Genomic DNA, 19411 nt, shown 5'->3' with positions numbered 1-19411 from the left:
TCCGCGCCGTCCGTCCTGAACGAGGCGAAGCTCGCCGCTGCGGCCCAAGGCCAGCAGCGACGCACGACAAATCAATGAGTTATGCCACGTATCTGCGTAGATAAGGCGGACGTATTTGGCGCCCTTGAAAACCGCCGGAGCTTACCACAATCGACGCCCTACACCTATCCCCGAGCGCAGACCCAGCGACCGCCAGCAAGCAGTCGCGCACGGCAGTCAATGCAGGCGCTTGCGGCACATCAACTGCGCCATTTTCGCCGCATCGGGACGTTCGACCACGCCTTTCTCGGTCACGATAAAGTCGATCAGATCGGCCGGCGTCACATCGAACACTGGATTAATCACCTCTACTCCCACCGCCACCCGCTGACCATTGACCTCCAACAGCTCGCGACCGTCACGCTCTTCAATGGGGATGTCATCGCCACTTTCCAGCGCCATGTCGATGGTCGAACTCGGCGCCACCACCATAAAGCGCACCCCATGGTGCATGGCGCTGACGGCCAGTTGATAAGTGCCTATCTTGTTCGCCACATCGCCATTGGCGGCAATGCGGTCAGCACCCACGATCACCCAGGTAATGCCCTTGGTTTTCATCAGGTGCGCAGCGGCCGAATCTGCATTTAGGCTCACCGGAATGCCTTCGTTCGCCAACTCCCAGGCAGTCAGACGCGAACCCTGCAACCAGGGACGTGTTTCATCGGCATAGACGCGCTCGACCAGACCTTCCAGATAAGCGCCACGGATCACGCCCAGCGCCGTACCAAAGCCACCAGTGGCCAATGCACCGGTATTGCAGTGAGTCAGCAGGTTTTGCAGGTTGCCCTGGTGCTTGCGAATCAGCTCGACCCCGAGCTGAGCCATGGTCAGGTTGGCTTCGCGGTCGCTTTCGTGGATGCCCAGCGCCTCCGACTCCAGCGCTTGCACTGGGCTTTCACCGTCCTTGAGACGGTCCAGACGCTCACGCATGCGATTAAGCGCCCAGAACAGATTGACCGCCGTCGGACGAGACTCAGCCAGCACCTGGAAATCCGCCTCCAACGCCGCACGCCAATCGCCACCGGCGGCCACTCGGGCCCGCACACCAAGCAGCACACCGTAGGCTGCGCTAATGCCGATGGCTGGCGCTCCACGCACCACCATCGTACGAATGGCCTCGGCCACGGCGGCGGCACTGTCATAGCTCTGCCAAATTTCCTGCAGAGGCAGCAGGCGTTGATCCAACAGATGCAAAACGCCTTCACGCCATTCGATGGCCTGAACCTTCTCCGCCGCCAGCAATCGCTCGCGCATGACCTACCTCGCAGTCCCAAACAAACAGCCGGCAATTATACGCACAAGACCAACAAACAGGCTGAACCACTGCCCGCGAAACTCGCGCGCAAGGCGACCCTTCCACTGTGCCAGGCAGCGCCTAACTCAGCGCTAACCCGCGAGCCGATCAAGTCTGCCCCTCAGACTCGAGCACCCGCTACGCAGGCGCAAACGCCGTTTCAGCTTCAAGCGCTCGACGTTCCCCTATAAACTCGCCCCTTTCAGACAGCCGGATGCCCCCACCATGCTCGAAGCCCCACTCGACCTCCTCCTGCTCCCCACCTGGCTGGTGCCGGTCGAGCCCGCCGGAGTGGTGCTGCATGAACACGGCCTGGGCATTCGCGATGGTCACATCGTCCTGATCGCACCGCGCATCGAAGCGCTTAAACACCAGGCTCTGGAGATACGCGAACTGCCAGACCACGTGCTGACTCCGGGACTGATCAACGCCCACGGCCACGCCGCGATGACGCTATTTCGCGGCCTGGCCGACGACCTACCCCTGATGACTTGGCTGCAACAGCATATTTGGCCGGCCGAGGCCAAGTGGGTGGATGAAGCCTTTGTTCAGGATGGCACCGAGCTGGCCATCGCCGAACAACTCAAAGGGGGCATCACCTGCTTCTCGGACATGTACTTCTTCCCGGAGCTGGCCAGCGAGCAGGTGCACAAGAGCGGTATCCGTGCGCAGATCACCATTCCGGTACTGGATTTTCCCATCCCAGGTGCCCGCGATGCCGACGAGGCACTACGCAAAGGCCTGACACTGTTCGATGACCTTAAACACCACCCTCGCCTGAAGGTTGCCTTCGGTCCGCACGCGCCTTATACGGTAAGCGACGACAAACTGGAAAACATCCGCATGCTCGCCGAAGAGCTGGATGCCGGCATTCATATGCACGTGCAGGAAACGGCTTTTGAAGTTCAGCAGAGCCTCGAGCATCGCGGCGAACGGCCACTGGCGCGGCTCGCCCGCCTCGGCCTGCTCGGCCCACGCTTCCAGGCCGTACACATGACCCAGATCGACGAAGACGACCTGGCGCTGCTAGTCGCCAGCAACACCAGCGTCATCCACTGCCCTGAATCCAACCTCAAGCTGGCCAGCGGCTTCTGCCCAGTGGAAAAACTTTGGCAAGCCGGAGTCAACGTTGCCATTGGCACCGATGGCGCGGCCAGCAACAACGATCTGGATTTGCTCGGCGAAACCCGCACCGCGGCACTTCTGGCCAAGGCCGTCGCGGGCTCGGCCACCGCCCTGGATGCTCACCGTGCGCTGCGCATGGCTACCCTGAACGGCGCCCGCGCCTTGGGGCTGGATGAGCAGATCGGCTCCTTGGAACCGGGCAAGAGTGCCGACCTGGTCGCCTTCGACCTCTCCGGCCTTGCTCAACAGCCGATCTACGATCCTGTTTCGCAGCTGATCTACGCCAGCAGCCGCGCCTGTGTGGCGCATGTATGGGTGAGCGGCAAACAGTTGCTCGACGCCGGCAAACTGACCCGCCTGGACGAACAACGCATTATTGCCAATGCTCGCGCCTGGGGAGCGAAGATCGCGACCAAATAGCTGGCAGCCCGCGTGCGACTCGGTATAACCAGAGACAAGCTGCACACGCCCGATTTCATCCGGGCTGCAACTGTCGCCTAATTAGCTGCGACAAACTGACATACATTGGGCGGACAAGAGTCGCCCTATCCACACCGCAAAACTGGCAACATGAGCGCTACAAACCCAAGACTTCGCGCCTGCAGTTTTATCCAGGAAACCCTATGAGCAACGTCGATCACGCCGAAATCGCCAAATTCGAAGCCCTCGCCCATCGCTGGTGGGACCGTGAAAGCGAGTTCAAGCCCCTGCATGACATCAACCCGCTACGGGTCAACTGGATTGACCAACGCGTCAGCCTGGCCGGTAAAAAGGTGCTCGATGTCGGCTGCGGTGGCGGCATCCTCAGCGAGGCCATGGCGCAACGAGGCGCCACGGTTACCGGCATCGACATGGGCGAAGCGCCACTGGCCGTGGCTCAACTGCATCAACTGGAATCCGGGGTCACGGTCGAGTACCGAAAAATCACGGCCGAAGCCCTGGCGGAGGAAATGCCCGAGCAGTTTGATGTAGTCACCTGCCTGGAAATGCTCGAACACGTACCAGACCCCGCCTCGGTGATCCGCGCCTGTTACGCCATGGTCAAGCCAGGCGGCCAAGTGTTTTTTTCCACCATCAACCGCAACCCCAAGGCCTACCTGTTTGCCGTGATCGGCGCGGAGTACCTGCTGAATTTGCTGCCGCGCGGCACCCACGACTTCAAGAAATTCATCCGCCCCTCCGAACTGGGCGCCTGGAGTCGCGCCGCCGGCCTGCAAGTCCAAGATATCATCGGCCTGACCTACAACCCGCTGACCAAGCACTACAAGCTGGAAGCGGATGTAGGCGTCAACTACATGATCCAGACACTCAAGGAGGCCTAATGCGCTTACGCGCGGTTCTTTTCGACATGGACGGCACCCTGCTCGACAGCGCGCCAGACTTTATCGCCATCTGCCAGGCCATGCGCACCGAGCGCGGCCTGCCAGCAATCGATGACAGGTTGATCCGCGAACAAATTTCCGGTGGCGCCCGGGCCATGGTTGCCTGCACTTTTTCCATGGACCCGCAAGCCGAGCAATTCGAGGCGTTACGCCTTGAATTCCTGGAGCGCTACCAGACTCATTGCGCCGTCCTGACTCGTCCGTTCGACGGTATTGACCAACTGCTCGCCGATATCGAGCAGGCCAAACTGATCTGGGGCGTAGTGACCAATAAACCCTTGCGCTATGCCGAGCCGATCATGCAACAGTTGGGTCTGGCGGAACGCTCGGCCATACTGATATGCCCGGATCACGTGACCCACAGCAAACCCGACCCAGAACCGATGATCCTGGCCTGCGCGCAACTGGACCTCGACCCGGCCAGCGTGCTGTTCGTTGGCGACGACCTGCGCGACATCGAATCCGGTCGCGCTGCCGGCACACGGACTGCGGCAGTCACCTACGGCTACATCCACCCGAACGACAACCCGAGAAACTGGGGCGCCGACGTAGTGGTCGATCACCCGCTGGAGCTGCGTGCAATACTCGACCGAGCACTGTGCAGCTGCTGAACGACGGCGTCCTGAAGAATGCAACGGGCCACCCACCCACAGCATTACCTGCGTTAGTTGTCGCATCCGACGGCGAGTCACGCCGGCGCACGGCAAGACCGCCCTACACATCAGAGAGATCGTGCAATGTTTGACTACTCCGCTCGCCCTGACCTGCTCAAGGGTCGCGTGATCCTGATCACCGGCGCCGGCCGTGGAATTGGCGCCGCCGCCGCGCAAACCTTTGCCGCCCATGGCGCGACCGTGCTCCTGCTGGGCAAGACCGAGGAACATCTGAGCAAGGTCTACGACGCCATCGAGGCCGCCGGCCACCCACAGCCCGCGGTGATTCCATTCAATCTGGAAACCGCGCTGCCGCACCAGTACGACGAACTCGCCGCCATGATCGAGAACGAATTCGGCAAGCTCGACGGCCTGCTGCACAACGCCTCGATCATCGGCCCGCGCACGCCACTGGAGCAGCTCTCCGGCGACAATTTCATGCGCGTGATGCAGGTCAACGTGAATGCCATGTTCATGCTCACCAGCACCCTGCTGCCACTGCTGAAGCTCTCGACGGACGCCTCGGTGGTATTCACCTCCAGCAGCGTGGGCCGCAAAGGCCGCGCCTATTGGGGCGCCTACGCGGTCTCCAAGTTCGCCACCGAGGGCCTTATGCAGGTGCTGGCCGACGAAGTCGACGGTATCACCACGGTTCGCGCCAACAGCGTCAACCCGGGAGCAACCCGAACCGACATGCGCGCCCAGGCTTATCCAGGGGAAAACCCGGCGAGCAACCCGACTCCCGACGCGATCATGCCGGTTTACCTGTACCTGATGGGACCCGACAGCAACGGTGTCAACGGCCAAGCCTTCGACGCCCAGTGAGCACAACAAGCAGCACAGCAATCGTCAATCAAAAAATTGACACACTTCCTCAGTTCGGCAACGGATTGCCGGGCTGAGCGCCAAGCAAACGGCAAGCAACGGCAAATACTGGCCACTAGCCGCCACACACCCCTCGCAAGTGACTGACTTCACATAAATTTTCAGAAACCTGAACCCTTTGGCACGAAACTCGCTCTAAGCCCCAGTAGTCGTGTTAATGCGCCAGAGGTTCAGCGTTTATGGTCCCCCCCAGCCAGAACAACACCATTGATTTCGATGCAGCCAAGCTGCAGCGCCTGGGCTTTCCCAGTAACCGCGCGCACTCCATGCGACCGGTCAGCCTGGCCCAGCTGCGCCAGCAGCTCAGCATGCAGCTACAAACCAGCCTGGATGTCGAGCGCATCCTCAACCTGTTCTTCTGCGAAGTGCAGCGCCTGGTGCCACTGGACGCCCTGGCCTATCAACACCAGACCAGTGATCTGCGCCTGGAACTGGGAGAGCGTGCCAATCACTCGGCCACGTATCGCCTCAGCCACGAGGGCGAGTATCTCGGCGAGCTGATTTTCCGCCGTAAACGGCGCTTTGACGACCCAGAACTGGGTCAGTTGGAATCCTTGCTCGCCAGCCTACTGTTCCCCCTGCGCAACGCATTGCTCTATCGCACCGCGGTGCAAAGCGCCCTGCGCGATCCGCTGACCAACACCGGCAACCGCATCGCCATGGATCAAGCCCTGGAGCGCGAAGTCGAACTGGCCCGGCGCAACCTCATGCCCCTGTCGCTGCTGATGCTCGATCTCGACCACTTCAAGCAAGTCAACGACAACCACGGCCACAGCGTTGGCGACGAGGTATTAAAAGCCGTCGCCACCACCCTGAAGAGCCAGCTGCGCAATGTCGACATGGTATTTCGCTATGGCGGGGAAGAGTTCCTCGTACTCCTCTCGGGTACCTGCCGCGAAGCGGCGAGCATGGTCGGCGAGCGCCTGCGCCAGGCCGTGCTGGAGTTGCAGTGCGTGGCCCAAGGGCAGCCGATAAAACTGTCAATCAGCTTAGGCTGCGCCCCATTACTGCCTGGCGAGTCGCCAGAAAGCCTGCTGCAGCGCGCCGACACCGCCCTCTATGCAGCCAAGCGCGACGGGCGCAACCGCCTGAGCATGGCCAGTTAGCCGCCGGACAAAAAAAGGGGGCTCAATTGAGCCCCCTTTTTTTTGCGTCTCGGTGCCTATTAAGCCACCAAGCAGCCCGCCTTCCTGCGCTTACTGCGGCTTACGGTCACCACGGCCAGAGCCTGGACGCTGGCCTTCCGCAGAACTGCGACGCTTGACCGGCGTCGAAGCGGGCTTGCGCGCAGGGCGCTCAGACAGTTCGATACCCGGGCGCTGCTGCTTCGGCTTGGCAGGACGCTTCTTATTCATATCCTGCGGTCGCTCGGCAACTGCCGTTCCTTTGCCCTCACCGGCACGCCCCTGACCTGCGCGAGGCGGACGCGGCGTGCGCACTGGGCGCTCAGCACTTTCATCACGACTCGCTCGCCCCGAGCGGGCCTGTTCGCCATCCTGCGGACCGCCATGCGCCGGGCGCAAGGTCCGCTGCGGACGCTCACCACGCCCAACCGGCTTGGCCGACTTACGCTGCAGACGGTCGAGTTTGTCGCGGGTCTTTTCCTTCATAGCCGGCATCGCGACTGGTTTGAGGCCGACTTCCTCACTGAGGATATCCACCTCACGCTGGCTCATTTCACGCCAGCGGCCCATGGTCAGGTCCGAGGTGATGAATACCGGGCCAAAACGTACGCGCTTCAGACGGCTGACCACCAAGCCCTGGGATTCCCACAAACGACGCACTTCACGGTTACGACCTTCCATCACCACGCAGTGGTACCAATGGTTGAAGCCTTCGCCGCCGGGCGCTTCCTTGATATCGGTAAACTTGGCCGGGCCGTCTTCGAGCATCACGCCGGCTTTCAGGCGCTCGATCATCTCCTCATCGACTTCACCGCGCACCCGCACCGCGTACTCACGGTCCATCTGGTAAGACGGGTGCATCAGCCGATTGGCCAGTTCGCCGTCGGTGGTGAACATCAACAGACCGGTGGTATTGATGTCGAGGCGACCAATATTGATCCATCGCCCCTCTTTCGGCCGCGGCAGGCGGTCGAACACGGTAGGACGACCTTCTGGATCATCGCGGGTGCAGATTTCACCGTCTGGCTTGTTGTAGATCAGCACGCGGCGCACATTTTCCGCTGCCTCTTCGCGCTTGATCAGGCGACCATCGATGGCGATGGCATCATGCAGATCCACACGCACGCCAAGGGTGGCGACTGCGCCATTGACCTTGACCCGGCCTGAGCCGATCCAGGCTTCGACTTCGCGGCGCGAGGCCAGGCCCATCCGGGCCAGAACCTTCTGCAATTTTTCGCCGGCTGGACTGTATTCTTCGGACTCACTCATCTGGGCACCTCCCGGTGTTGCTCTAGTGATGGACGATCACTGATCGTCAAAGGGGCGCGCATCATACGCGGATCGCCGATTCCCTGCACGGACTGAGATTAGTTGCACGGCAGCCACCCGTCAGTTTTTACGCCGAATGGTGGCGAGCCCTGCAGATGGGCGCCGCCTCGCGCCGAGCGGGTCGACTTTAATTGAAGGGAGCCCTAATACCACGAACTCATACCGCTCAAAAAAGCGACCTTCGTCAGTCCCGGGTCACTTCTTCGTCCACTTCCGGCATGGCCTGTCCAGGGGATTCAACATCAGCGCCTGACTCAGCCAGATCATCGAAATCGATCTTCAAACCCTGCTCCATCGAGTCCAGCTCGGCCAACAAGCTGCTGAAACTGGTTTCCTCGGGCACTTCAGTGGCCGGCTCATCGGCAACCGCCAGATCGGCGCGTGCCTGCAGGCTGGCAGGTACTTGCGCATCCTCATCAAAGGCCAGTACGGGCTCGGGCTCCAGCTCACGCAAAGCAGCCAAGGGCGGAAGCTCATCAAGGCTTTTCAGATTGAAATGATCGAGGAAGGCTTTGGTGGTGGCAAACATCGCCGGCTTGCCTGGTACATCGCGGTAACCGACCACTCGAATCCACTCACGCTCTTGCATGGTTTTGACGATATGGCTGTTAACCGCCACACCGCGAATATCCTCGATCTCGCCGCGGGTAATCGGCTGACGGTAGGCAATCAACGCCAGGGTTTCCAGCATCGCCCGCGAATAGCGCTGCGGACGCTCCTCCCACAACCGCCCGACCCAAGGCGAAAAACGCTCGCGCACCTGCAGGCGATAACCGGAAGCCACCTCTTTCAGTTCGAAGGCGCGCCCTTCACAGGACTTGCGCAGCAACTCCAAGGCTTTTTTGAAGACCGCAGACTCGGGGCGCTCTGCCTCTTCAAACAACTCGAACAAACGCTCCAGCGATTGCGGCTTGCCGGAAGCCAGCAAAAAGGCTTCGAGCAGAGTCGCCAGCTCACGGGGATCAGTCAGGTTCATGCTCACTCGACTCGTGCACGTACGTGGATAGGCGCAAAGGCCTCATTCTGCACCAGCTCGACCAGGGATTCCTTGATCAATTCGAGCACCGCCATAAAGGTCACCACTACCCCCAAACGCCCCTCATCGACACTAAAAAGCTCGGCGAAGGGCACGAAGGCACCGCCTTTAAGACGCTCCAACACCTCACTCATGCGCTCGCGGGTGGACAGCGTCTCGCGGGTTATCTGATGGCTTTCAAACATGTCGGCACGACGCAACACTTCCGCCATGGACACCAGCAGCTCTTCCAGGCTGACAGCGGGCAACAGCTTGCGCGCCCGTGCTTCTGGCGCGTCCAGACGCGGGACGACGTGCTCACGACCGAGACGAGGCAGCAGGTCGATCCCTTCAGCAGCCGCCTTGTAGCGCTCGTATTCCTGCAAGCGGCGGATCAGCTCGGCACGCGGGTCTTCCTCGTCCTCAATAACCTCACTGGAACGCGGCAGCAGCATGCGCGACTTGATCTCCGCAAGCATGGCCGCCATCACCAGGTACTCTGCTGCCAGCTCCAGACGTACAGACTGCATCAATTCGACATAGCCCATGTACTGCCGGGTGATCTCCGCTACCGGGATGTCCAGCACGTCGATATTCTGCTTACGGATCAAATAGAGCAGCAGGTCCAGCGGTCCTTCGAAAGCTTCGAGAAACACCTCCAGCGCATCCGGCGGGATATACAAGTCGAGCGGCATCTCGGTAACCGCCTGACCATAGACCAAGGCAAACGGCAGCTCTTGCTGAGCACCTGCCTGATTGTCAACGGCCTCGCTGGGCGGCAAATCGTGCATGCTAAGCCTCTCGTCAGCGGTAATTCAAACCCAAGGCCAGACGCACCTCGGTCAGGGTTTCTCGTGCTTCGGTACGCGCGCGCTCGGCGCCCTCGGCAAAGATGCGACGCACCAGGTCCGGGCTATCCTGGTAATCGGCGGCACGCACCTGCAAAGGTTTCAGCTCTAGCTGCACAGCCTCGATCAAAGGCCCCTTACACTCCAGGCAACCAATGCCTGCACTTTTACAGCCCTGCAGCACCCAATCGCAGGTCTCAGCACTGGAGTACAGCTGATGCATGCGCCATACCGAGCAATGCAGCGGATCGCCGGGATCACTGCGGTGAATCCGAGTGGGGTCGGTCGGCATACGTCTGATCTTTTCTTCGACTTCGTCGGCACTGTCACGCAGAAAAATCGTATTACTGCTGGACCTGGACGGTTTGCCGCCATCCTGCGCAAATAGCTTGGGCGACTCGCAGAGCAGCGCTTGCGGTTCGGCCAGCAGCACTTTGCCACCACCGTCCAGATAGCCGATCAAGCGCTCTTTGTCGCCCAAAGTGATGTTTTGTCGATCCTTGAGCAAGGCGCGAGCGGTTTCCAGGGCCTCGACGTCGCCCTGCTGCTGGAATGCCGTGCGCAAGCTGTTGTAGAGCGTGGCGGTTTTCTTACCCAGCTTGAGGATTGCCGCCTCGGCCTTAGCTTCGAAATCTGGCTCACGACCGTAAAGATGGTTAAAGCGTCGCGCTACTTCGCGAGCAAACTCGATATGCGGCAGCTGATCCGCCCCCACCGGCACAACTCCAGCGCGATAGAGCAGGATATCCGCCGCCTGTAACAGGGGATAACCGAGAAGACCGTAGGTCGCAAGGTCTTTACCGTGCAACTGAGCTTGCTGCTCTTTATACGACGGCACCCGCTCCAGCCAACTCAGCGGACAAATCATCGACAACAGCACGTGCAACTCTGCATGCTCCGGCACTTGTGACTGGATGAACAAGGTTGCCGAGCTCGGGCTGACCCCGGCAGCCAGCCAATCCACCGCCATATCCATGACATGCTGGGAAATCCGCCCGACCTCATCGTATTCGGCGGTCAGCGCATGCCAGTCGACGATGCAGAAAAAGCATTCGTAGCTGTGCTGCAGCTTGACCCAGTCCTTTAACGCGCCGTGGTAGTGGCCCAGGTGTAAAGGGCCACTGGGACGCATGCCGGAGAGCACGCGGCGTTCAGAATCTACAAGACTCAAACCAGGTTACCTAAACGAATCGACAGGCCGGCAAGTATAACGATGCGCAAAGCCTCAGGGGGAAAACCACGACGGAACCGCACGCGCACGCTATCAGTCAAAATACTGATGCAGCCAGACGCGGCACTTCAGCATAAGACTCACGCCCGCGCTGCGCTGGGCACTGCACATAATGTCGCGGTTTATTCGACAACTCTCTGGGAGCACCTCATGAAATTTCCTAGCAGAAACTTCGCTGCCGCCCTGCTGGCAGTTTGTCTGATCACCACTCTGAGCGCCCCGACTTATGCGGGTATCATCGGCACGCAAGAAACACTCGCCGAGCAGAGCACTCAGGCCAACCGCGACAAAGTCCGCGATTTTCTCAATCGCGCCGACGTAGAGAAAAAACTGCAGGCGATGGATGTTCCAGCAGCCGAGGCGCGCATCCGGGTCGACGCACTGACACCTGCCGAAGCCGCCACACTCGCCCAGCGAATCGACTCCCAACCGGCAGGCGGTGCGCTCAGTGGCACCGACTTCGTCATCATTCTGCTGGTTGCCATCCTGGTAGCACTAATCCTCTAGCGGGCACACAGCGCTCGGCGCCCTCAATCTTCGACGAAGGGCTCCGGGTCGCCACAACCGACGCGGACTACCTGCGGCTCATCCGCAGTCAGGTCAACCACGGTGGAGGCCTCCAGGCCACCGACACCACCATCGACGATCAGGTCGACCTGATGCTCGAGTACTTGCCGCATATCATAGGGATCGCTCATCGGCAGCGCTTCACCCGGCAGGATCATGGTGACGCTCATCAGCGGCTCGCCCAATTCCTCCAGCAACGCCAGGGCAATCGGGTGACTGGGAACGCGCAAACCAATAGTGCGGCGCTTGGGGTGCAATAACATCCGCGGCACTTCGCGAGTGGCGTTGAGAATGAAGGTATAAGGCCCAGGTGTATGGGCCTTCAATAAGCGGAAGGCGCCGGTGTCGACCTTGGCAAATAGACTCAGCTGCGACAAATCGCGGCAAACCAGGGTGAAATTGTGCTTATCCTCCAACTGACGTAAACGGCGGATACGTTCCAGCGCAGTCTTATTACCTATCTGGCAACCCAGTGCATAGGACGAATCGGTCGGGTAAATCACCACGCCACCGGCCCTGATAATTTCCACGGCCTGCTTGATCAGGCGCAGCTGTGGGTTGTCCGGGTGGACCTGGAAAAATTGACTCACGCTAACTCCCTGTTCAGATAGCAGTAGACTGTCGGACATGTTGAAAGCGCGTCCAAAGGGGTGACAGATCGTCCGGCAACGGACGGTACATGCCCAGCTCAGACCAGTCACCCGGTGCATGAAAGTCACTGCCGACACTCGCCAGCAGACCAAATTCGCGCGCCAGAATCGCTAACCCACCAACCTGCTCAGCCGGCTGCATGCCGTTGACGACCTCCAACGCATGCCCGCCGGCCTGGGCGAACCCCGCGATCAATTTGCGCCGCTTACTACGAGTAAAGCTGTACTGCCACGGGTGCGCCAGACTGATCCAGGCACCGGCTTGCTGCAAAGTATCTATAGCGCTTTCCAGCGTCGGCCAATGCTGCTTTACGTCGCCCAGCTTGCCCGAACCGAGCCACTTGCGAAACGCTTCGGCGCGGTCTTTGACGTGCCCTGCGCGCACCAGAAACTCGGCAAAATGCGGGCGGGCCGGGGCATTGCCACTGTCCCCCAGCTCCTGCTGAATAGCCCGAGCGCCATCCAAAGCACCCGGCATGCCCTTAGCTTCAAGACGCTTGCCGATTTCTGCGGCACGTAGCCAGCGCCCTTCATGCAGTTCGGCAATCGCCTGGCACAAGGCCGGCGCGTCCCGGGCGAAGGCATAACCGAGCACATGGATAGTCGCTCCACCCCAGGTGCAAGACAGTTCGATGCCGCTGACCAACTGCATATCCAGCGCATTGGCCGCTGCTTGAGCTTCATCAAGGCCTTCCAGAGTGTCGTGGTCGGTCAGTGCCAATAACCGCACGCCCCGCTCATGCGCCCGCGCAACCACCACGGCTGGGGCGAGGGCACCGTCTGAAGCGGTACTGTGGCAGTGCAGATCAACAGTCATAGGAGCGCTTTCTCGGTCATTTATGTTTGTTATTATGCCGCCACATGCGGTTTCTCGCTGCGGTTACGAGACATTTCCTCGACCTGGCGCGACTTTACTGCTTTTCTGCACAGCAACTTCACTTGCTCTAGCTGTCGCACCGACGCCTATATAAGGACTGAGATGCTTTACGCCATTATTGCCACCGATGTCGAAAACTCCCTGGAAAGCCGCTTGGCTGCTCGTCCTGCCCACCTCGCCCGACTGGAACAACTGAAAGCTGAGGGCCGTTTGGTGCTCGCCGGCCCACACCCAGCAGTGGACAGTAGCGACCCAGGCCCGGCGGGCTTCTCCGGCAGCCTGATTGTCGCCGAGTTCGACTCGCTCAACGCCGCCCAAAGCTGGGCTGATGCCGACCCGTACCGTGCCGCAGGGGTCTACGCTTCGGTTCAGGTCAAACCGTTCAAGCTGGTGCTGCCTTAACAGGCCGTTGAAAAATGTAGCGAGCGAAGGCTAGGCAAGGCGAAATCCGCCGAAAAAAGCGCAGCGTGCGAGCTGTACATGAGCATTTTTAGGCTGATTTCAACGCCGCATAGCCGAGCGCAGTAGTTTTTCAACAGCCTGTTAACTGCGGCCCATGCAAGCCACACGTTGCCCTAATAACAACAACTGGTAGGAAATAGGAGTTCCGATGCGTTCAGGTCCGCTGTCATGGGTACTTACCCTGTTGCTGCTTCCCCTTTACCTGCAAGCCGAAGAAAGCTCGCTGCAACCCTTAGCAGCAACCACCGAAGCGCAGGCGCAAATTGATGCTCTGGAGCAGCGCCTGGCGGCCAGCGAGCAGCAGCGCCAGGCCTTGAGCACTGAACTGCAAAGCAACAATGGCGAGCGCGAGAATGCCCAGCTGCAGCGTCTTCGTCAGGAAAACCAGCGTCTCAAGCTGCAACTGAAAAAAAATCAGGCTACCGCGCCCGCCCGCCTGCTCAATGACCAGCAGACCTGGTTCGCCGTTGGCGCAGGGGCCGGGCTGCTGGGCGTGTGTATCGGCGCCATGCTTCGAGGACGCCGCCGCTCACGGCGTGAATGGATCAACTGAAAACAGCATGAGCTCCTTATTAATAATCGACGACGACGTCGAACTGTGCGAATTGCTGGCTAACTGGCTGACCCAGGAAGGCTTTCAGGTCAGCGCCTGCCATGATGGCGAAAGCGCCCACCGCACCCTCGCCCAACAGTCACCCGATGCTGTGGTGCTCGATGTGATGCTGCCTGACGGCAGTGGTCTCGAGCTGCTCAAACGACTGCGCAACGATCATCCAGATCTGCCGGTATTGATGTTGTCTGCCCGTGGCGAGCCGCTCGATCGGATTCTGGGCCTGGAACTCGGCGCTGACGACTACCTGGCCAAACCCTGCGACCCCCGTGAGCTGACCGCTCGCCTGCGCGCCGTATTACGCCGTAGCGTAGCGCCAGCAAGCGTCAGCCAACTGCAACTCGGCGATCTGTGCTTCAGTCAGGCCCGCGGTGTAGTCACGCTTGGCGATCACGAGGTCATCCTCACCCTTTCCGAAAGTCGCCTGCTCGAAGCACTGCTACGCCAGCCTGGTGAACCGGTGGATAAACAGGAGCTGGCGCAACTGGCACTGGGCCGTAAATTGACCCTCTATGATCGCAGCCTGGACATGCATGTCAGCAACCTGCGCAAGAAGCTCGGCCCACACCCGGACGGCCGGCCGCGTATCCTGGCTTTGCGTAGCCGGGGTTACTACTACAGCGCCTGACCGGTCATGGGTAAAGTCCGCCGCACGCAGGCTTTACTCAAGCTTTACCCTTGCCTGACGGCCCTTGACCTTGACCGCCCTAGACTGGGCACATCCGGCAACTGGCCGGCCTCGAGACAAGGAGACACCTCATGCGTAAGATTCTCACCGCAGCGCTGCTGACATTGACCCTGCCAACCCTGGCCATGGCCATGCCCGAAAACGGCATGCGTCACGGCGGCGAGCACGCAGGCGGCCACCACTCGCGCATGCTCGAACACCTCGACTTGAGCAAAGAGCAACACCGCGAAATCCGTAAACTGATGGGCGAGCAGATGAAAAGCCGCCATGAAATTACCCAGCGCTACTTGGAAAAACTGCCGGCCGCCGAACGCAAGGCCATGCAGGACGAGCTGAAAGCCGCCAGAGACAAGCAACACAGCGCCATACGCGCTCTGCTCAAACCCGAACAGCAAAAGGCCTTCGACGAGCAGCTGAAGAAGATGCAAGAGCGTCACGCCGAGCGTAAAGCGTTCAAGGCCTGGCAGGCCGAACAGGCGAGCAAAGCCGAATAAAGCGCAGCCTGTCGCCATTACCCGACCCATCAGGCCTTTAAGCCTGATGGGTATTGCCGTTGAGAGGAGTCACCGTGCGTTCACTGTTCTGGCGCATCTTCGCCAGTTTCTGGCTGGCTATCGCCCTAGTTGCCGGGCTGTCCATGTTACTGGGGCGCGCGCTGAATCAAGACGCCTGGATTCTCAGCCAACATCCTGCCGTAATGGGCTTGGCAGAAGCCTGGACGCAGCACTACGAAACCCAGGGGCCAAGCGCTGCCCAGGACTTCCTCGAACAACGCAGAAAAGACTTTCGCATCCACGTACAGGTGCTCGGCGACAACAGCCAGCCCCTGGTCAAAGGCACCTTTCCACGGCGCGCGGCAGCCTTCGAGGCACGCCATGAAAATGATCGACGGCTTCCCTGGCGCCGCCTGACCGAGGACTACAGCAGTCCACTCAGTGGCGAAACCTACCTGTTCATCTACCGCATTCAGCATCAGGAGCTGATGACCTGGCAGCGCGGCAGCTTGCTCTTGCCGCTCAGTGCACTGGGTATCGCCCTAGTCGTATTGACCCTGCTCAGCCTGCTGCTGACCCTGTCCATCACCCGCCCACTGAGCCGTCTACGCGGCGCCGTGCACGACCTCGGTCAAACCGCCTACCAGCAGAGCAGCCTGGCACGCCTGGCCGGTCGTCGCGATGAGTTCGGCGTGCTGGCCAGCGATTTCAACCGTATGGGTTCGCGCTTGCAAGGGTTGATCGGCAGCCAGCGTCAGCTGTTGCGCGATGTCTCCCACGAGCTGCGCTCACCGCTGGCGCGTCTTCGCGTTGCTCTGGCGTTGGCCGAACGTGCCGGGTCTGGCGAGCGGGAAAAATTCTGGCCGCGGCTGACGCAGGAATGTGATCGCCTGGAAGCCTTGATCAGCGAGATTCTCGCCCTCGCCCGCCTCGATGCCGACCCTGGCGCGGCGCAACCGGTCGATTTCCCGGCTCTCCTGCGTAAGCTGCAAGAAGACGCGCAGCTCGGCGCGCCACAGCAAAAAATCACCTTAGATATTGAGCCTGGGGTAAGCCTTTACGGTTGGCCAGACATGCTCGAGCGGGCGCTGGACAACCTGCTGCGCAACGCACTGCGCTTCAACCCGCCGGGCCAACCGATCGAACTCAGCGTAAACCGTCAGGCGAACGAACTGCACTTGACCGTGCATGATCACGGCCCTGGAGTTGCCAACGAACACCTGACACGGCTGGGTGAGCCGTTTTTCCGTGCGCCTGGACAGAGCACTGCCGGACACGGGCTGGGCCTGGCCATCGCTCGGCGCGCCGCCGAACGCCACGGCGGGCATCTCGCGTTAAGCAACCACCCTGATGGCGGCTTTAGCGCCTGCTTAGTGCTGCCGCTAAAGCCCCAAACCTAAGAGGGCACGCCCAGCGATTGCTGTGCGGCCCAGGCTTCATCAGCCTGTCAGTTAGGCCAGGCACTGACATAATCGGCCACCGCCAACTGTTGCGGCGTACGCAACTCGCGCTCTGGCGTCCCCAGGTAGAGCATGGCGACGACTTGCTCATCGCTGGCCAAGCCAAGGCCGGCTGCCACTCGGCGGTTGTAGGCCAGATCCCCAGTGCGCCAAACCGCGCCGATGCCTTGGGCATGGGCGGCAAGCAGAATGGCATGGGCGGCGCAGCCCGCGGCGATCACCTGCTCCTGTGGCGGGACTTTCGGATGAGCCTGTACCCGCGCGATCACTATGACCAGCAGCGGCGCTCGCAACGGCATGGCCCGCGCTTTAGCCAAGGCTTCCTCACTCACTTCGGCAGAGTCTGCCGTCAGCGCTTCGGCCAACAGCTCGCCCAACTGTTCCCGGGCCGCCCCCTCGATGGTGAGAAAACGCCAGGGTTTTAACAGGGCATGATCCGGCGCGCGAAACGCCGCGCGAAACAGTAATTCACGCTGTGCAGCATCCGGTGCAGGCTCACACAAACGCGGCGCTGAAACACGGTTGAGCAGGGCATCGAGAGCGTCCATGGGCCACCTCCTGAAGAAAAGAAGCGGGAATTCTAGGGCGTGACGCCCTGAAATTGGGGAAAAATTATCCGCACGCCCTTCCCTGCCCGCCACCGCACTCTGAACGGCGTTATGCGACTCGCTCAGGCGAGACACTCGGTTGCACCGGCGGCATCAGGGGCGGTAGGCCATGGGCGCGGCGCGCGTCATCACAACGCGGGTTATGTTCACCATTGGCCCAGGACGCCTCGAAGTCACGGCAGGGGCTGGAGCGCTGCTCATACATGGTGCAGCGTGTACCCTGCCCCACGTCGCCGAGCAAGGCGACGCAGCGCGCCGGTTTAGCCTCGGTGCCGCGCATGGCGACCCGATGCGGGGTAATCAACACCACTTGATCGTCCGGCACCAGCCCGCCGACCGACTGGCACTCACCCCAGTAGAAAGACACACGAAAATGCGCACAGCAGGCACCGCACGTAAGGCAAGGATTAGCATTCGACATGATTTAGAGGACTCAGAAACCGGCAAGGGCCGGCACCTGGCGGCGTATTCTATGCAGCGCCAGGCGCTTGTAAAGGGTTGTTTGATGGCTGGTTAAGCACCGGGCGCCGCGAGTAGAATGCCCCCCTTTGCCGCCATCAACCCGAGCCCCACTTCATGGCCCTGCCGACGCTGCGGATCATCGGCTTCATTCTCGGCATTTTCCTGATCACCTTGGCTGTCAGCATGACGCTACCCATGCTGACCCTGCTGATCTTCGATCATAGCGAAGACCTCGACGCCTTTCTCTGGTCATGCCTGGCCAGCTCAGCCGTCGGCCTCGCCCTGATCGCTCCCGGCCGACCGGCCAATGCCCAGCTACGTCCGCGCGATATGTACCTGCTGACCACCGCCAGTTGGCTGGTAGTGTGTATCTTCGCCGCCCTGCCGATGGTGCTGATCCAGCACATCAGCTATACCGACGCCTTCTTCGAGACCATGTCCGGCATCACCACCACCGGCTCCACGGTACTGACCGGGCTGGATAGTGTCACACCGGGGCTGCTGATCTGGCGTTCGATGCTGCAGTGGCTCGGCGGCATCGGTTTTATCGGCATGGCGGTGGCAATTCTGCCGCTGCTACGTGTCGGTGGCATGCGTCTGTTCCAGACCGAATCCTCCGACTGGGGCGAGAAGATCATGCCGCGCTCGCATATGGTCGCCCAATACATCCTCTTCATCTACCTGGGCTTTACCCTGCTCGGCGCCCTGGGCTTCTGGCTGGCCGGGATGAGCGCGTTCGATGCCATCAACCACTCCATGGTGTCGATCTCGACCGGTGGTTTCTCCACCTCGGACGCCTCCCTCGCCCACTGGTCACAACCCGCCGTGCACTGGGTCGCGGTGCTGATGATGATTCTCGGCAGCCTGCCCTTCGCGCTGTATGTAACGAGTTTGCGCGGCCATCGCCAGGCGCTGTTCAAGGACCAACAGGTGCGCGGCTTCATCGGCTTTCTGCTGTTGACCTGGTTGGTCTTCGCCACCTGGTTGTGGTTCAACTCCGAGTACCCCTGGCTGGATGCCTTGCGCATTGTCGCAGTCAATGTCACATCGGTGGTGACCACCACCGGCTTCGCCCTGGGCGACTACAGCCAGTGGGGCAGTTTCGCGGTGCTGCTGTTTTTCTACCTGACCTTTATCGGTGGCTGTTCCGGCTCAACGGCTGGCGGCTTGAAAATCTTCCGTTTTCAGGTCGCCTATGTATTGCTCAAAGCCAGCCTGCAGCAACTGATGCACCCCCGCGCGGTGATCAAACAGCAGTACAACAACCACATCCTCGATGAAGAAATTGTCCGCTCACTGACTACCTTCTCGTTCTTTTTCACTATCACCATCGGCATGATCGCCCTCGGCCTGGCCTTGATCGGTCTGGACTGGGTCACTGCCCTGACCGCGGCCGCGACCGCCGTATGCAACGTCGGCCCTGGCCTGGGACCGGTTGTCGGTCCGGCTGGTAATTTCTCCAGCCTGGCTGACTCCGCCAAATGGCTGCTGACCATTGGGATGCTGCTCGGCCGCCTGGAGATCCTCACCGTGCTGGTGCTGACCACGCGGGCCTTTTGGCGACACTGAAACAGCGTAAATTTCCCTTTTCACCCTGTGGTTAGCGAG

The 19411-nt window shown here is 60.6% G+C and carries 21 protein-coding genes; 12 read left to right on the top strand and 9 right to left on the bottom strand.

The genetic code is table 11. The annotated features are described in order from the left end of the window. Positions 1-216: 216 nt before the first annotated feature. Entirely contained in the window at positions 217-1293 is a 1077-nt protein-coding gene (mtnA, locus tag TMS3_RS21360; protein WP_025167335.1) for an S-methyl-5-thioribose-1-phosphate isomerase, read from the bottom strand. Positions 1294-1558: 265 nt separating this feature from the next. On the opposite strand from mtnA, the gene TMS3_RS21355 reads away from it, so the two are divergent. The 5 genes from TMS3_RS21355 (at position 1559) to TMS3_RS21335 (ending at position 6484) form a co-directional block, all read left to right on the top strand. Next, positions 1559-2878: a TRZ/ATZ family hydrolase gene (locus TMS3_RS21355; protein WP_025167334.1), complete on the top strand. Its 1320-nt coding sequence runs from the start codon at positions 1559-1561 to the stop codon at positions 2876-2878. A 203-nt stretch (positions 2879-3081) separates the two neighbouring features. Continuing rightward, positions 3082-3780 (top strand): bifunctional 2-polyprenyl-6-hydroxyphenol methylase/3-demethylubiquinol 3-O-methyltransferase UbiG, encoded by a 699-nt coding sequence (gene ubiG, locus TMS3_RS21350; RefSeq protein ID WP_025167333.1) that lies wholly within the window; start codon positions 3082-3084, stop codon positions 3778-3780. Then, the gene (gene mupP / locus TMS3_RS21345) at positions 3780-4451 is read left to right on the top strand and encodes an N-acetylmuramic acid 6-phosphate phosphatase MupP (protein ID WP_025167332.1); all 672 of its coding nucleotides are present in this window, start codon (positions 3780-3782) and stop codon (positions 4449-4451) included. The genes ubiG and mupP overlap by 1 nt, the downstream gene beginning before the upstream one ends. 126 nt (positions 4452-4577) lie before the next feature. Continuing rightward, positions 4578-5318 (top strand): YciK family oxidoreductase, encoded by a 741-nt coding sequence (locus tag TMS3_RS21340; RefSeq protein WP_025167331.1) that lies wholly within the window; start codon positions 4578-4580, stop codon positions 5316-5318. A 239-nt stretch (positions 5319-5557) separates the two neighbouring features. Then, complete coding sequence (locus TMS3_RS21335; RefSeq protein WP_025167330.1) at positions 5558-6484, top strand: GGDEF domain-containing protein; 927 nt, start codon at positions 5558-5560, stop codon at positions 6482-6484. Positions 6485-6574: 90 nt separating this feature from the next. Here the strand turns inward: TMS3_RS21335 and rluB are convergent, their stop codons facing one another. The 4 genes from rluB to TMS3_RS21315 form a co-directional block, all read right to left on the bottom strand. Continuing rightward, complete coding sequence (rluB, locus tag TMS3_RS21330; RefSeq protein WP_025167329.1) at positions 6575-7771, bottom strand: 23S rRNA pseudouridine(2605) synthase RluB; 1197 nt, start codon at positions 7769-7771, stop codon at positions 6575-6577. 244 nt (positions 7772-8015) lie between these two features. Then, complete coding sequence (scpB, locus tag TMS3_RS21325) at positions 8016-8807, bottom strand: SMC-Scp complex subunit ScpB (RefSeq protein WP_025167328.1); 792 nt, start codon at positions 8805-8807, stop codon at positions 8016-8018. Positions 8808-8809: 2 nt separating this feature from the next. After that, on the bottom strand, positions 8810-9508 hold the full coding sequence (locus tag TMS3_RS21320) for a segregation and condensation protein A (protein WP_200929749.1): 699 nt from the start codon (positions 9506-9508) through the stop codon (positions 8810-8812). Positions 9509-9650: 142 nt separating this feature from the next. Further along, positions 9651-10865, bottom strand: a complete 1215-nt coding sequence (locus tag TMS3_RS21315; protein ID WP_043301984.1) for a tryptophan--tRNA ligase — start codon at positions 10863-10865, stop codon at positions 9651-9653. 210 nt (positions 10866-11075) lie between these two features. On the opposite strand from TMS3_RS21315, the gene TMS3_RS21310 reads away from it, so the two are divergent. Further along, a complete protein-coding gene (locus TMS3_RS21310) occupies positions 11076-11432 on the top strand; it encodes a PA2779 family protein (RefSeq protein ID WP_025167325.1) in 357 nt (118 codons plus the stop codon). 23 nt (positions 11433-11455) lie between these two features. Here TMS3_RS21310 and TMS3_RS21305 read toward each other — a convergent pair whose 3' ends face one another. Further along, complete coding sequence (locus tag TMS3_RS21305; RefSeq protein WP_025167324.1) at positions 11456-12082, bottom strand: L-threonylcarbamoyladenylate synthase; 627 nt, start codon at positions 12080-12082, stop codon at positions 11456-11458. Between the two features lie 13 nt (positions 12083-12095). Next, positions 12096-12959, bottom strand: a complete 864-nt coding sequence (locus TMS3_RS21300; RefSeq protein ID WP_025167323.1) for a PHP domain-containing protein — start codon at positions 12957-12959, stop codon at positions 12096-12098. A gap of 162 nt (positions 12960-13121) precedes the next feature. Between TMS3_RS21300 and TMS3_RS21295 the strand changes: the two genes are divergently transcribed. The 5 genes from TMS3_RS21295 to TMS3_RS21275 all read left to right on the top strand — a co-directional run bounded on the left by TMS3_RS21295 (position 13122) and on the right by TMS3_RS21275 (position 16673). Further along, positions 13122-13421 (top strand): YciI family protein, encoded by a 300-nt coding sequence (locus TMS3_RS21295; RefSeq protein ID WP_025167322.1) that lies wholly within the window; start codon positions 13122-13124, stop codon positions 13419-13421. A gap of 208 nt (positions 13422-13629) precedes the next feature. Continuing rightward, on the top strand, positions 13630-14034 hold the full coding sequence (locus TMS3_RS21290) for a hypothetical protein (protein ID WP_025167321.1): 405 nt from the start codon (positions 13630-13632) through the stop codon (positions 14032-14034). A gap of 7 nt (positions 14035-14041) precedes the next feature. Then, positions 14042-14719, top strand: a complete 678-nt coding sequence (locus TMS3_RS21285) for a response regulator transcription factor (protein WP_025167320.1) — start codon at positions 14042-14044, stop codon at positions 14717-14719. Between the two features lie 131 nt (positions 14720-14850). Further along, complete coding sequence (locus TMS3_RS21280) at positions 14851-15273, top strand: Spy/CpxP family protein refolding chaperone (RefSeq protein ID WP_025167319.1); 423 nt, start codon at positions 14851-14853, stop codon at positions 15271-15273. A 74-nt stretch (positions 15274-15347) separates the two neighbouring features. Beyond that, positions 15348-16673, top strand: a complete 1326-nt coding sequence (locus tag TMS3_RS21275; RefSeq protein ID WP_025167318.1) for a sensor histidine kinase — start codon at positions 15348-15350, stop codon at positions 16671-16673. Between the two features lie 47 nt (positions 16674-16720). Here TMS3_RS21275 and TMS3_RS21270 read toward each other — a convergent pair whose 3' ends face one another. Together TMS3_RS21270 and TMS3_RS21265 are read right to left on the bottom strand one after the other, a co-directional pair. Further along, on the bottom strand, positions 16721-17281 hold the full coding sequence (locus tag TMS3_RS21270) for a nitroreductase family protein (RefSeq protein ID WP_025167317.1): 561 nt from the start codon (positions 17279-17281) through the stop codon (positions 16721-16723). 109 nt (positions 17282-17390) lie between these two features. Further along, complete coding sequence (locus TMS3_RS21265) at positions 17391-17762, bottom strand: YkgJ family cysteine cluster protein (protein WP_025167316.1); 372 nt, start codon at positions 17760-17762, stop codon at positions 17391-17393. Positions 17763-17917: 155 nt separating this feature from the next. On the opposite strand from TMS3_RS21265, the gene TMS3_RS21260 reads away from it, so the two are divergent. Then, positions 17918-19372, top strand: a complete 1455-nt coding sequence (locus tag TMS3_RS21260; RefSeq protein WP_025167315.1) for a TrkH family potassium uptake protein — start codon at positions 17918-17920, stop codon at positions 19370-19372. The last annotated feature ends 39 nt before the right edge of the window (positions 19373-19411 follow it).

It is taken from the genome of Pseudomonas taeanensis MS-3 (assembly GCF_000498575.2).
Classification (GTDB): domain Bacteria; phylum Pseudomonadota; class Gammaproteobacteria; order Pseudomonadales; family Pseudomonadaceae; genus Aquipseudomonas; species Aquipseudomonas taeanensis.
The sequence above is the reverse complement of the archived record's forward strand: the minus strand, read 5'-3'. Positions and strand labels throughout refer to the sequence as shown.

Coding starts and splice junctions, on each gene's coding strand:
- TMS3_RS21355 (WP_025167334.1), top strand. CDS start 1,559: ATGCTCGAAGCCCCACTCGACCTCCTCCTGCTCCCCACCTGGCTGGTG.
- TMS3_RS21265 (WP_025167316.1), bottom strand. CDS start 17,762: ATGTCGAATGCTAATCCTTGCCTTACGTGCGGTGCCTGCTGTGCGCAT.
- TMS3_RS21290 (WP_025167321.1), top strand. CDS start 13,630: ATGCGTTCAGGTCCGCTGTCATGGGTACTTACCCTGTTGCTGCTTCCC.
- mupP (WP_025167332.1), top strand. CDS start 3,780: ATGCGCTTACGCGCGGTTCTTTTCGACATGGACGGCACCCTGCTCGAC.
- ubiG (WP_025167333.1), top strand. CDS start 3,082: ATGAGCAACGTCGATCACGCCGAAATCGCCAAATTCGAAGCCCTCGCC.
- TMS3_RS21310 (WP_025167325.1), top strand. CDS start 11,076: ATGAAATTTCCTAGCAGAAACTTCGCTGCCGCCCTGCTGGCAGTTTGT.
- TMS3_RS21340 (WP_025167331.1), top strand. CDS start 4,578: ATGTTTGACTACTCCGCTCGCCCTGACCTGCTCAAGGGTCGCGTGATC.
- rluB (WP_025167329.1), bottom strand. CDS start 7,771: ATGAGTGAGTCCGAAGAATACAGTCCAGCCGGCGAAAAATTGCAGAAG.
- scpB (WP_025167328.1), bottom strand. CDS start 8,807: ATGAACCTGACTGATCCCCGTGAGCTGGCGACTCTGCTCGAAGCCTTT.
- TMS3_RS21285 (WP_025167320.1), top strand. CDS start 14,042: ATGAGCTCCTTATTAATAATCGACGACGACGTCGAACTGTGCGAATTG.
- mtnA (WP_025167335.1), bottom strand. CDS start 1,293: ATGCGCGAGCGATTGCTGGCGGCGGAGAAGGTTCAGGCCATCGAATGG.
- TMS3_RS21335 (WP_025167330.1), top strand. CDS start 5,558: ATGGTCCCCCCCAGCCAGAACAACACCATTGATTTCGATGCAGCCAAG.
- TMS3_RS21260 (WP_025167315.1), top strand. CDS start 17,918: ATGGCCCTGCCGACGCTGCGGATCATCGGCTTCATTCTCGGCATTTTC.
- TMS3_RS21280 (WP_025167319.1), top strand. CDS start 14,851: ATGCGTAAGATTCTCACCGCAGCGCTGCTGACATTGACCCTGCCAACC.
- TMS3_RS21270 (WP_025167317.1), bottom strand. CDS start 17,281: ATGGACGCTCTCGATGCCCTGCTCAACCGTGTTTCAGCGCCGCGTTTG.
- TMS3_RS21300 (WP_025167323.1), bottom strand. CDS start 12,959: ATGACTGTTGATCTGCACTGCCACAGTACCGCTTCAGACGGTGCCCTC.
- TMS3_RS21295 (WP_025167322.1), top strand. CDS start 13,122: ATGCTTTACGCCATTATTGCCACCGATGTCGAAAACTCCCTGGAAAGC.